Annotated in this window: 8 protein-coding genes and 1 riboswitch; of the genes, 7 read left to right on the forward strand and 1 reads right to left on the reverse strand. The window is 66.4% G+C overall.

Annotated elements, in window-relative coordinates:
* Positions 1–88: 88 nt before the first annotated feature.
* The 6 genes from ASF61_RS07900 to ASF61_RS07925 all read left to right on the forward strand — a co-directional run bounded on the left by ASF61_RS07900 (position 89) and on the right by ASF61_RS07925 (position 8,708).
* Complete coding sequence (locus ASF61_RS07900; RefSeq protein ID WP_229205760.1) at positions 89–2,665, forward strand: chemotaxis protein CheB; 2,577 nt, start codon at positions 89–91, stop codon at positions 2,663–2,665.
* Between the two features lies 1 nt (position 2,666).
* Positions 2,667–4,463: a PAS domain-containing protein gene (locus tag ASF61_RS07905; protein WP_056153639.1), complete on the forward strand. Its 1,797-nt coding sequence runs from the start codon at positions 2,667–2,669 to the stop codon at positions 4,461–4,463.
* A 68-nt stretch (positions 4,464–4,531) separates the two neighbouring features.
* On the forward strand, positions 4,532–6,673 hold the full coding sequence (locus tag ASF61_RS07910; protein ID WP_229205761.1) for a S46 family peptidase: 2,142 nt from the start codon (positions 4,532–4,534) through the stop codon (positions 6,671–6,673).
* Positions 6,674–6,706: 33 nt separating this feature from the next.
* A complete protein-coding gene (pnuC, locus tag ASF61_RS07915) occupies positions 6,707–7,378 on the forward strand; it encodes a nicotinamide riboside transporter PnuC (protein ID WP_056155330.1) in 672 nt (223 codons plus the stop codon).
* Positions 7,375–7,929, forward strand: a complete 555-nt coding sequence (locus tag ASF61_RS07920; RefSeq protein WP_229205762.1) for an AAA family ATPase — start codon at positions 7,375–7,377, stop codon at positions 7,927–7,929. The genes pnuC and ASF61_RS07920 overlap by 4 nt, the downstream gene beginning before the upstream one ends.
* Positions 7,926–8,708: a hypothetical protein gene (locus ASF61_RS07925; RefSeq protein WP_056153642.1), complete on the forward strand. Its 783-nt coding sequence runs from the start codon at positions 7,926–7,928 to the stop codon at positions 8,706–8,708. The genes ASF61_RS07920 and ASF61_RS07925 overlap by 4 nt, the downstream gene beginning before the upstream one ends.
* Before the next feature lie 72 nt (positions 8,709–8,780).
* Here ASF61_RS07925 and ASF61_RS07930 read toward each other — a convergent pair whose 3' ends face one another.
* On the reverse strand, positions 8,781–10,916 hold the full coding sequence (locus ASF61_RS07930; RefSeq protein ID WP_056153646.1) for a TonB-dependent siderophore receptor: 2,136 nt from the start codon (positions 10,914–10,916) through the stop codon (positions 8,781–8,783).
* A 59-nt stretch (positions 10,917–10,975) separates the two neighbouring features.
* Positions 10,976–11,072, reverse strand: a riboswitch (TPP riboswitch).
* A 308-nt stretch (positions 11,073–11,380) separates the two neighbouring features.
* Between ASF61_RS07930 and ASF61_RS07935 the strand changes: the two genes are divergently transcribed.
* On the forward strand, positions 11,381–11,890 hold the full coding sequence (locus ASF61_RS07935; RefSeq protein WP_056153651.1) for an Imm26 family immunity protein: 510 nt from the start codon (positions 11,381–11,383) through the stop codon (positions 11,888–11,890).
* Positions 11,891–11,897: the final 7 nt, after the last annotated feature.

An 11,897-nucleotide genomic window follows, 5' to 3' on the forward strand; every position in this document is an offset into this window, starting at 1 on the left:
CGGCGGCGTCGCGGCGCATTGTTCGGGCGTACTTGGTTTTTGCAGGGGGGCTTTGTATAATTGCTGGGCGAGCAACCTTTACCCCGCGATGAACGAACCAGGCCCGCCCCCGATCCACCCCGCCAGCCCGGCGGCGCCCATGCCCGATGCGACGGTGCCCGTGGTGGGGATAGGCGCGTCGGCCGGTGGACTCGATCCGATGTGCGAGCTGCTGGCCAGCCTGGGCCACGGTACCGGCTTCGCCTACGTCATCGTCCAGCATCTCGATCCGCTGCACCGCGGCATCCTGCCCGAACTGCTGCAGCGGGTGACGCGCATGCGCGTGATGGAAGTCGAAGACGGCATGGAGGTTGAACCCGACAGCGTGTACGTGATACCGCCCAACCGCGACCTCGGTTTCCATGGCAAGTGCTTTGCCGTCCTGCCGCCATCGGGCAAACGCGGCTTCCGCTTTCCGATCGACGGCTTTTTTCGTGCACTGGTGGGCTACAGCGGCGAGCAGGCGGTGGGCATCGTCCTGTCCGGCATGGGCACCGATGGCACGCTGGGCCTGGCCGCGATCCGCGAGGCCGGCGGACTGACGCTGGCGCAGCTGCCCGATTCGGCGCGGTTCGACGCCATGCCGGCCAGCGCGATCGCTGCCCAGGCGGCCGAAGTCGTCACCCAGCCGGCCGAGATGGCGACCGCGGTGGCCAACTGGTGGCGCGTGCGCGCCGGCGTGGCGGCGCCGCATGCGCTCAACGAACGCAATGCGCTGCACCAGCTGTTCCAGCTGCTGCTCCAGCACACGGGTGCCAATTTTTTCGATTACAAGCTCAGTACCGTGTTGCGCCGCATCGACCGCCGCATGAAGCTGCGCCAGTGCCAGACGCTGTCGGCCTACGTCAGCTATCTGCACGATAACCTGTCCGAGGTGGACCTGCTGTTTAAGGAGCTGCTGATCGGCGTGACCAGCTTCTTCCGCGACCCGCGCGTGTGGGACTACCTGATCGGCAACGCCCTGCCGCAGCTGCTGTCCGAATATCCGGAAGGCGCTGCCTTCAAGGCCTGGGTGCCCGCGTGCTCGACCGGTGAGGAAGCCTATTCGCTGGCGATCGCCTTCAACGAGGTGCTCGAGCGCCTGCGCCCGGCCGCCCACTACACGCTGCAGATCTTCGCGACCGACCTCGATAACGACGCCATCGACCGCGCGCGGCTCGGCGTGTTCGGGGCCAGCATCGTCGAACACGTCTCGGAAGAACGCGTGCGGCGCTACTTCATGCCGGCCGAACATGGCGGCTTCCGGATTCGCAAGGATGTACGCAATACCATCATCTTCGCGCGCCAGAACGTGATTTCCGATCCGCCGTTTACCAAGCTCGATATACTGTGCTGCCGTAACCTGCTGATCTACTTCACCGCCAAGCTGCAGGAGCGCCTGATCCCGCTGTTTCACTATGCGCTCAAGAGCGGCGGCTTGCTGATGCTGGGCAGCGCCGATACGCCCGGCTATTTCAACGACCTGTTTGCGCCCACGTCGGGCACGGGCCGCATCTACCGGCGGCTCGATGCCTCGATCCACCGGGTTACCCATTATTTTCCGACCCGCGTGAGCGGTATTTCGGTCTCACCAGTCATCGAACCCACTACGTCATCCATGAACGGAAATCTGCAAACCCAGGTCGAGCAGTTGCTGCTCAAGAAGCACGCGCCGGCGGCCGTGCTGCTCAACGCCCATGGCGACATCCTCTACATCCATGGCCGCACCGGCGCCTTTCTCGAACCGGCTGCCGGCAAGGCCAACTGGAACATCCACGCGATGGCGCGCGAAGGACTGCGCCACGAGCTGGCCGACCTGCTCAAGCGCGCCGGCCAGAGCGAGGACATGGTCGCCGTGCGCGGCCTGATCCAGCGCGACGAGGCGGGCAAGCCCGCGCAGTCGCTCGACCTGACGGCGGAGGCGATGCCGGGCAATGGTCCCCTATCCGGCACCGTGATGGTCACCTTTGCCAGCGCGCCGCTGTCGGCGGAGCGCCGCCGCACGCGCGCCCGCAGTCCGCAGGTGCTCGACCTGGAACAGCAGCTGGCCCAGGCGCGGCTCGAGATCCAGGCGGTCCGGGACGAGATGCAGGCATCGCGCGAGGAGCTGAAGTCGGCCAACGAGGAACTGCAGTCCACCAACGAGGAGCTGCAGTCCACCAACGAGGAGCTCACGACCTCGAAGGAGGAAATGCAGTCGCTCAACGAGGAACTGTACACCGTCAACGCCGAGCTGCAATCGAAGGTGGACGACCTGTCGCTGGTCAACGGCGACATGAAGAACCTGCTCAACAGCACCGATATCGCCACCATCTTCCTCGACAGCGCGCTGCGCATCCGCCGCTTTACCGACCGCGCCACCCAGATCTACAAGCTGATACCGACCGATGTCCAGCGTCCGCTCGGCGATATCGTCAACGATCTCGATTACCCGGCCCTCGAGGACGATGCGCTCGAAGTGCTGCGCACGCTGGTGTTTTCGGAAAAGCAGATACCGACCCGCAGCGGCGGCTGGTACACGGTGCGCATCATGCCGTACCGGACGGTGGAAAACGTGATTGACGGGCTGGTGGTCACGTTCGTCAACATCACCGAATCGAAGCAGCTCGAAGTGCGCCTGCGCGCGGCGCCGGACGACGCCAGCTGACATGCGCAAGCCGCCCCGCCCGGAACTCGACGCCGACCGTCTGCGCCACGCCGCCGAACAGGCGGTGACGGCGCTGCGCGACAAGGGCCGCGACCGTCAGCCGCCCGGCAGCGATGCCCTGCGTCAGTGGCATGAACTGCAGGTGAGCCAGGTCGAACTGGACATGCAGCTGCAGGCACTGGCCGAGCTGCAATCCGAGTGCGATCAGGCCGAGGCAGGGCGCGAGCGCTACGCTGCGCTGTACGACCAGGCGCCTGCCGGCTACCTGTCGCTGGACGTCGATGGCGGCATCACGCGCGCCAATCTCGCTGCCGGCGAGCTGCTGGGCGTGGCGCGCGATGCGCTGCCGGGCAAACGTCTCGAGCAGTTCGTGGCGCCGGCGGCGCAGGCTGCGCTGCGGCGCCTGCTGGCCGGCGTGCTGGTGAGCGGAGAGCGCACCACGCTCGAAGTGCCGCTGTTCGATCCGCGCGGCGCTACTGCGGCAGATGCGGGCCGCCAGGTCCATCTCGACGTCAACGCCGATCCCGATGCGCGCCTGTTCCGCGTGATCCTCACCGACATCGGCACCGACCGCGCGCGCGAGGCGGCGCGCCAGCGCGCGTTCCAGGTGCTCGAGCACCTGGGCGAAGGCGTGATGGTGTGCGACGCCAACGCCGACCTGGTCTTCGTCAATCCGGCCTTTACCACGCTGACCGGCTACCCGGTGGAAGAAGCGCTGGGCCGCAATCCGCGTTTTCTCGGCCGCCAGAGCGCCCATCCCCCCGGTTACCACGCCGAAGCGATGCGGCGCCTGCAGGCCGAAGGCAAGTGGCAGGGCGACTTGTACAATCGGCGCCGCGACGGCACGCCCTACGTGGTCAGCATGTCGATTACCGTGATCCGCGACGAGCAGGGCACCATCTGCCGCTACATCGGGGTGTTTTCCGATGTCACGGCGCAGCGCCGCAGCGACGCCGATTTGCTGGCGCTGTCGCGCGAACTCGATGCACGGGTGGCGGCGCGCACCGCCGAACTGACCGCCGCCAACCGCCTGCTGACGATGGAGATCGGCGAACGCAAACGCACGGAAACCGCGCTGCAGCAGTCGCGCGAACAGTTGCGCAAGCTGGCCTATCACCTCGAATCGGTGAAGGAAGAAGAGCGCAAGCGCATTGCGCGCGACCTGCACGACGAACTGGGGCAGAACCTGCTGGCGCTGCGCATCGACATGTCGCTGCTGGTCGTGCGCACCGGCTCGCGGCATCCGCGCCTGCGCCAGCGCGCCCAGGGCGCGCTCGACCAGCTCGACGCCACCATCCGCAGCGTGCGCGGCATCATGAACGACCTGCGCCCGTCCGTGCTCGACCTGGGCCTGCAGGCGGCGCTCGAATGGCAGGCGGCGGAATTTCGCAAGCGCAGCGGCCTGGCCTGCGACCTGTCGCTGCCGCCGGAAGCCGCGTTTTCCTCCATCGCGCCCGACGTGGAGATCGTACTGTTTCGCTGCCTGCAGGAAGCGCTGGCCAACGTGCGCCGGCATGCGCGCGCCACCCACGTGGCGATCGCGCTGGCGGTGCACGAAGGGCAGCTGACCTTGAGCATCAGCGACAACGGCATCGGCCTGGCGCCGGAGGAGCGGGCCAAGAGCGAGTCGTTCGGCCTGATCGGCCTGGCGCCGGAAGAGCGGGCCAAGAGCGAGTCGTTCGGCCTGATCGGCATGGCCCAGCGCGTGCAGGCGCTGGGCGGGCGGCTCGAGGTGCAACCCTACCTGGCCGGCGGCGGCTGCCGCTTGAGCCTGCACCTCGACCTGACGTGGAGCTGAGCTGCAAAAAGGACTATACTGCCGCTGACTTTCAACCAGGGGCTTCTATCTTGTTAAACAAAATCGCAATGTCTGTCGCCATGATCTGCGCGACAGTCACGTCGGCGCACGCCGACGAAGGGCAATGGCAGCCGTACCAGCTGCCGCAACTGGCATCCGAACTCAAAAAGATCGGCATCGCCATCCCGGCCGAGAAGCTGGCCGACCTGTCGAAACACCCGATGAGCGCGATCGTGTCGCTGGGCGGCTGCTCGGCGTCGTTCGTGTCCAACGCCGGCCTGGTGGTCACCAATCACCATTGCGCCTACAGCGCCATCCAGCGCAACTCGACCCCTGAACACAACTATATCGAGAACGGCTTCCTGGCCAGGACCCGCGCCGAAGAGCTGCCGGGCGGCCCGAATACGCTGGTGTATGTGACCGACAAGGTGGAAAACGTCACCGCGCGCGTGCTCAGGAACGTCACGCCGGCCATGACCGGCAAGCAGCGCCACGACGCGGTCGAGAAGGCGGTCAAGGCACTGGTGGCCGAATGCGAAAGCGGCGGCAGCGCCGGCGCCTACCGCTGCTCGGTACCGGCCTTCCATCGCGGGCTGGAGTACTACCGCATCCGCCAGATGATGATACGCGACGTGCGCCTGGTGTATGCGCCGGCCGACATGATCGGCAACTTCGGCGGCGATATCGACAACTACGAGTGGCCGCGCCAGGGGGGCGACTATTCGTTCCTGCGGGCCTACGTGGGCAAGGACGGCCTGCCGGCCGATCCGTCGCCGGACAACGTCCCGTACCAGTCGAGAGACTTCCTGGTGGTGTCGGCTGCAGGGCTGAAAAACGGCGACCCGGTGCTGCTGGCCGGCTACCCGGGCCGCACCAGCCGCTACAAGCTGCCGTCCGAAGTGCGCGCCGCGCGCGATGTCGCGTTTCCGCAGCGCGTGGCCGAGATCCAGGCCGACCTCGACGTCATTGCCGCCGCCACCAGGGGCAAGCCGGCGGACGAGGTGCGCTATGCCAGCGTGGCCAAGAGTCTCAACAACGTGATGAAAAAGGCGCAGGGCCTGTCGGACGGCTTCAAGCGCCGCGACATCGCCGCCATCAAGGATGCGCAGGACGCCGAATTCCGCGCCTGGTACGCCAGGCAGCCGGGCAGGTCGCCGCAGCTGCTGGCCGAACTCGATGCGGTCATCGCTGCCGACATCGCCCTGTCCGACGAGGAGTTCGGTCATGGCGTGGCCTACACCAGCGATCTGCTGAAAAGCGCGACGACCCTGGTGCGCCTGGCCAGCGAAAGCGCCAAGCCGGACGCCGAGCGCGAAGTCGGCTACCAGCAGCGCGACCGCAACATGATCCGCGCGCGCCTGAACCGCCTCGAACAATCGTACGTGGCCGGCGTGGACCAGGCGCGCTTTGCGGCCGCCCTGCAGCGCTACGCCAGGCTGCCCAAGTCGCTGCACGTGCAGGGCCTGGACGCTTTGCTGCCCGCGCCGGACGCCGTACCGGCGCTGTATGCCGGCACCCGGCTGGGCGACACCGCCACCCGCGTGGGCTGGATGGACAAGGACGCAGCTGCGGTCAAGGCCGCCGACGACGCCTTCCTGCAGCTCGCGCTCAAGCTCGACGGCGTGACCCAGTCGCTCAAGGACCGCCGCGCCGAGCTGGATGGCAACCTCGAACGCGTGATCCCGCAGTACATGGCGGCCGTGATCGCGTGGAAGAAATCGCAGGGCAAGCCGGTGTACCCGGATGCCAACTCCACGCTGCGCGTCACCTACGGCACCGTGGCGCCGTACTCGCCGGCCGACGGCATCACCAAGGGACCGTTCACCACGGTCGAAGGCATCGTCCAGAAGCACACGGGCAAGGACCCGTTCAACGCGCCGCAAAAGCTGCTCGATGCGATCAAGGCCAAGCGCTACGGCCAGTTCCGCGATCCGGTACTGGGCACGGTGCCGGTGGACTTCCTGACCAGCGCCGATACCACGGGCGGCAACTCCGGTTCGGCCGTGATGAACCGCAATGGCGAGCTGATCGGCCTGAACTTCGACTCGACCTACGAATCGATCACCAAGGACTGGTACTTCGATCCCGAGATCACCCGCGCCATCCACATGGACATCCGGTATATGCTGTGGATCATGAAGGAAGTCGACCATGCCGACAACCTGCTGCAGGAAATGACCATCAAGTATCCCACCAAGGCCGCGCGATAAGCCATGCACGCACTGACAGCACTGCTCGGGTTCATGAACCTGCCATTGCACCTGGCGGTATTCGTCACGACCCCGCTCGAGCTGCTGTCGTTCGGGCTGTCGGTGCTCACGGTATGGCTCAACATCCGCCAGAGTCACTGGGCCTGGCTGTTTGCCATCGTCTCGTCGGCCACCTACGCGATGGTGTTCTTCGGCTCGCGCCTGTATGGCGACATGGGCCTGCAGTTCGTGTTCATCGCGGTCTCGGTCTATGGCTGGCGCCAGTGGCTGCGCGGCGACTTGCGCCACCGTGATGCCGATTTGGGCGCCCCGGGCGCCGGCCTGGCGGTGACCGCGCTCGGTGCACGCGGGCGCTGGCTGGTCGCCGGCGGCTGGCTGGCCGGCTTCGTGGTGCTGGCGTGGTTTCTCAAGACCTGGACCGATACCGACGTGCCGCATGCGGACGGGTTTCTGACGGCCGGCAGCCTGGTGGGGCAGCTGCTGTTGTCGCGCAAAAAGGTGGAGAACTGGCACGTGTGGATCATCGTTGATGTGCTGTACGTGGGCCTGTACCTGCACAAGCACCTGGTGCTCACCGCCATCCTCTACGCCGTCTTCGTCGGCATGGCGATCGCCGGCCTGCGTGCCTGGCAGCAGTCGGCCGGCATGCCGACCGGTGGCAGCGGCAGCGATGGCGGCGGCGGCAGACGCCTGGTGCTCGAATGAGTACCGGCGCGACGGCGGGCATGACCATGGATGCGGCGCCATCGAAGGTTGCCATCCTGGGCACCGCATCGTCCGGCAAGACCACGCTGGCGGCGGCGCTGGCGCGTCATTACGGTACGGTATGGGTGCCCGAGTATTTGCGGGAATTCGTCGATACCGAAGCGCGCGTGCCGGTCGCGCAGGACCAGATCCACATCGCCCGCACCCAGCGCCTGCGCGAAGACGCGGCCCTGCCGCTGGCGCACCGCTACCTGTTTTGCGACACCACGCCGTTGATGACCGCCATCTACAGCCGCCATTACTTCGGCGGCATCGATGACCAGCTGGCGCTGCTGGCCGACGCCCACCAGCGCGACTATGCCTGCACCGTGCTCACCGCGCCCGACATTCCGTGGGTGGCCGACGGCCTGCAGCGCGAGTCGCAGCAGGTGAGCGTGCGCGTCCACGTCATGCTGCTGCAGGAGCTGGCGGCGCGCAGCATTCCCTACCTGGAGGTGACGGGCGATCCGGCCCGGCGCCTGGCACAGGTAGCGCATCATCTGACCCCATGAGACGGCACCCCCAACGTGCCTGCCTGCTGATGCTGGCGGCAACCCTGGTCTGGCCTTGCGCGGCGCAGGCCGATACCGGCTATTACCTGGTCTCCACCTACGATGTGGCGGGGCAGACCTCGATCGATTACAAGTACTGGAACGCCCGCTACAGCGACGGTACCGTCGCTTCGCCGGAACTCGGCGTCGGCTACGGTGTCACGTCACGCTGGTATACCGAGGTGTATGTGCAGTGGCTGCGGGTGGGTAACGGCGCCGGGAAGATGGTCGAAACGGCCTGGCAGAACGACTACATGCTGACCCAGGGTCAGTATCCGTTCGACCTGGCCCTGCACACCAAGGTCGCCAAGGGTCACGATGCGGCAGGCGGGTATTCCGCCGAATGGGGGCCGGTGCTGCAGACCGAGATCGGCCGCACCCAGTTCAACGCCAACCTGTTCTTCCAGCGCAGGTATGGTCAAACCGGCCAAACCGCCCAAGCCGCCCAAACCGGCCAGGTACCGCCGCGCGGCGTCGAGCTCACTTACCAGCTCCAGGTCAAGCAGCACTGGAAGCCGTGGTTCCAGCCCGGCATCCAGGCATTCGGCGAAGTCGGCCAATGGAACGACTGGCTGCCGTCCCGGCAGCAATCGCACCGCGCCGGCCCGATGATCTACGGTCACCGCGATATCGGCGCCGGCGGCGAACGTGAAGTCAAGTACGAATTGGCCTACCTGTTCGGCAAGAACACGGGCCGTGCTGCCCGCAGTTTTTCGCTGCGGGTGCAGCTGATTTTTTGAACCGGAACGTCCCCCGGCGGCAGGCCCGCAAGTCACCTGCCTGGACCGCCAGCAGGTGACCCGGCCCCCATCCTAAAAGTCGAACTGCGCCGACACGCGCCCGGTGCGCGAGGCGCCCGGGATCAGGTAGCCTCCCAGGTCCGGCGTGACATCGCGCCAGTAGAACTTGTCGAATGCGTTGTCGATGCCGGCGCGCAGCGTGGTGGCGACGCCGCCGACGCGGGTGGCGTAGGCTGCGGCAAAGTTCATCAGGTGGTACTTGGGCACGAACACCGTGTTCTCGGCATCGAATGCCTTCTTGCCCGAATACTGCCAGTTGGCGCTGACGCTCAGGCCCTGCACCTGCGGCACCGCGTAGTCGGCGTACACCGATGATTTAAAGGCCGCCACATTGGTCACGCGCTTGCCATCGAGACTGGCCTGGCCGGTGTCGCGCTGGCGGGTGTTGAGCGCGGTAGCGCTGACGCCCAGCGTGAGGTCGCGCGTGACGCGGCCGTTGAGACCCATCTCCAGGCCGCGGTTCTGGGCCTGGCCGTTGCGCACGAAGACATTGGACGCAGCATCGACATATTCGAGACCCTTGCGGATCTGGAATAGCGCCAGCGTGGCACTGAGGTCGTTGCGAATGTCGGCCTTGACGCCCAGTTCCACCTGCTTGGACTTGGCCGGTTCCAGCGCCTGGCGCTCATTGACGGTGCCCTTGGGCGCCACGCCGCCATGCTCGAGGCCTTGCGCATACGAGGTGTAGAGCGCGACGTTGGGACGCAGGCTGTACACCAGCGCCAGGTTCGGCAGCCAGAAGCCGGCGTCGGTCCGGGCGTACGGCAGGACCACGCCGTTGTCGTCCGCGCCGACGTACTGGCTGCGCCGCACCTGCACGTAGCGCGCACCCGCGTGCAGCTTGAGCTGCGCGCTCAGGCTGACGATGTCCTGGCCGAACAGCGACCGCTCGTTGGTGTAGCGGCGCTCCGACACCGGACCGCTGGTGCCGGGCGCCGGCGGCACCACTACCGGGCGGTAGATATTGCTGACGCCGGAAAAATCGTACAGGTCGTCGCCCCATTTTTCGCTGTTGCGCATCAGCGAGCTGCCGAGCGTGACCGCGTGGTCGAACGTGCCGGTGGCAAAGCGTCCCTGCAGCAGCGCCTGCACCGTCAGCGGCGACTTCTTCTCACCTTCGCTGATGTAGTTGTAGACATCGTAATCGCCATTGCCGCAGAAGCCGGGGAACAGGTTCTGCGCCGTGCAGCCGTAAGGGAAGGCCGTGTAGTCGTCGCGCCTGAAGGTGTTCTGGTTGGCGCTGACGCTGGCCTTCCACGCGGGCGAGAACGTGTACTCGAAGCGGGCACCAAGGTTGCTGCTGGTGGTCCTGACCGGCCGCGCCCACGGCTGGTCGTTGAGCATGGTATCGGGGTCGATCGACGGCAGCGTGGTGTTGTCGAGCAGCTGGAAGCCGGGTGCGGTCAGCTGCGACTTGCGCTGGTAGTCGGCATCGATCTGCAGCAGGGCCTGCGGCGAGATGCGCCAGTCGAAGGCGGCCGAAATGAACTTGCGGTTGCCGTCGGCGCCCCTGACGATCGAGCGCAGGCGCTCGGCCACCACGTTGATGCGGTAACCGAAGCGCGTGTCCTCGAAGCGGCCGCCGAGGTCGGCCGCACCGTACAGCGTGCCGCGCTCGCGCGTTTCCAGCACCACCGTGCGCAGCGGCGTGTCGGTCGGACGCTTGGTCACGTAGTTGAGTACGCCGCCTGGCGCGGACACGCCGGCCTGCAGCCCGGACAGGCCCTTGAGCACTTCGAGCCGGTCCTTGTTTTCCAGTGCGATCTGGGTGTCGCCGGCGATGGTCATGCCGTCCTTGCGGTAGCTCGAACCGTTGTCGAGCTTGAAGCCGCGGATCGAAAACTGTTCGGCATAGCCGACCGCGTTATAGGCGTCCGACAGGCTGGCGTCGTAGCGGGCGGCGTCGGTGGTGGAGCGGATCTGCAGGTCGAGCATCTGCTGCGACGTGATCACGCTCAGCGATGCCGGCGTGTCGAGCAGCGGCGCGTTGGAAAAGCCGCCGATTGCGGCGGTGCTGGCGCGGGCCTTGACGGCGCTGACGACGACTTCGGGCAGCGGCTGCCCGGCGTCGTCGGCCATGGCGGCGCCCGCAAACGATTGAAGCACTGCCAGGGCGATGACGGATACGGCGAAATGTGGTGTGGACATGGTGTCTGCTCTTTGCTGGTTCGGCTGGGCGCCGCGAAGAGAGACATCAAAGGAGGGGAGGGCCGACTTTTGCGCTTTCCTTCGCTGGCATTATCCAGATCAGGTACGAAGGGTATCTCTCACCCGGAAACGATTCCAGGACCCCTAGCGAACCGCGAGTGTAACACAAACGTCATCGTTGACGCCCCATCAAGCCAGGCAGCGGCCATGATTGTGACGCTGGCGCCACGCGTGCGCCACAATCAGCGCGCCGCCGCTACACTGCGGCTTTGCGCCGCGAGGCGCCAGCGTAGCGGCCACGGCAGGACCGGCGATACCGGAGCAGCGGCACTGCACCGGCACCGTCAGCAGTAACAGCAATCACGGCGGTAACAGCAGCACCGGCAATATCAGCAATATCAGCAATATCAGCAATATCAGCAATATCAGCAACCCCGGCCGCAACGGGTAGCGAAAGGATTTGAATGAGGCAGTCGTATCAAGAAGGTAGTTTTTTCGTCGTGCCATTGCTCGACGGTGGTTACGGCGCCGGCCTGGTGGCGCGTTTATCGCCAGGCAGCAAGATCATGCTGGCCTATCTGTTCGGTCCCCGCGAGGACCGCCTGCCGGAGCTGGAACGGCTCAAGTCGCTCGGTGCGCAGGACGCCGTCAAGGTGCTGCGGGTGGGCGACATGGCGCTGGTCAGTGGCCACTGGCGCGTGCTCGGCGAGGCCGACGCCTTCGATCCGGCCCAGTGGCCGATGCCGCAGTTCCTGCGCCGCGCCGATGCCCTCAAGCGGGCCTGGCGCGTGACCTATTCCGCCAACGACCCGGCGCGCTCCGAACGCGAGGAATCGGTGCCGTACGAAACGGTCGGCTTCGAGGCCGATTCGCTGTACGGCTACGGCTCGGCCGAGCTGCTGCTGACCAAGCTGCTGGCCCGCGCCGAGCCGGCCCGCGCCGAGCCGGCCCGCGACCGCCAGTCCGGCAGCTAGGCTGCCT

The sequence above is a fragment of the Duganella sp. Leaf126 genome, assembly GCF_001423125.1.
GTDB lineage: Bacteria > Pseudomonadota > Gammaproteobacteria > Burkholderiales > Burkholderiaceae_D > Rugamonas.